This is a genomic window from Bacteroides caecigallinarum (genome assembly GCF_016902295.1).
Taxonomy (GTDB): Bacteria; Bacteroidota; Bacteroidia; order Bacteroidales; family Bacteroidaceae; genus Phocaeicola; species Phocaeicola caecigallinarum_A.
On sequence record NZ_JACJLQ010000134.1, the window covers coordinates 1 to 693 of the forward strand.

1 protein-coding gene is annotated in these 693 nt (G+C 41.3%); it reads right to left on the minus strand.

The window, feature by feature from the left end:
- Positions 1 to 616: Rpn family recombination-promoting nuclease/putative transposase (locus H6A27_RS14490; RefSeq protein ID WP_204509197.1), on the minus strand; the 616-nt coding region annotated here is incomplete at its 3' end.
- Between the last annotated feature and the right edge of the window lie 77 nt (positions 617 to 693).

Consider the following 693-nt stretch of genomic DNA (forward strand, 5'->3'; position numbering starts at 1 on the left):
GGGTGAAGACTCTTTCCTGTAATGCCACGGGACGTTCCATCAGACGGGAAAGGTTTCTGATGACAAACATCCACTTGTCGAACATGGTCTGCAGTTCTGTTTCAGGCTTGTTGAACTTTGGCATTTCAAGATAAATGAAAGTGAGCTTGTCATAAAAAACTTTATTCGTATTTAAATCGACAAGCTTTACCTCATGATGAAAGTTGTCGTTTTCTTCATCGCTGAACCGGAAGTTCAGTATTCCTATAACATAAACGGCCTTAAGCTCGTAGTCCCATTCACCCTTGAGACCCTGCTCTCGTATAGGGAATGTGGAGTAATAGATGCTCCTGTCCTTGAAAAACTGTTGTTCGCCGCGTTGCATCTCAACAAGGATTTTCTCGCCACGCTCATTCTCGCAATATACATCGAACACGGCACGGCGGTCTCTTTCTGATGTTCCAAGATGCTCGGTGTTGAGATACTTCAAATCACAAATAACCTCTCTGCCACCAAGCAGACTGTTGACGAAACTTATCAGAAGTTCCTTGTTTATCTCGGAACCGAAAAGCATTTTGAATCCAAAATCTGTGTAAGGATTGACGTATCTGTCGCCGGCAAAACTGTCTTTAACCATAGTTCAATGTATTAGCGTTACTTTCCGCAAATATAATGCAAACACAAATATTCACAAAAATATAAATCACTTTTTGA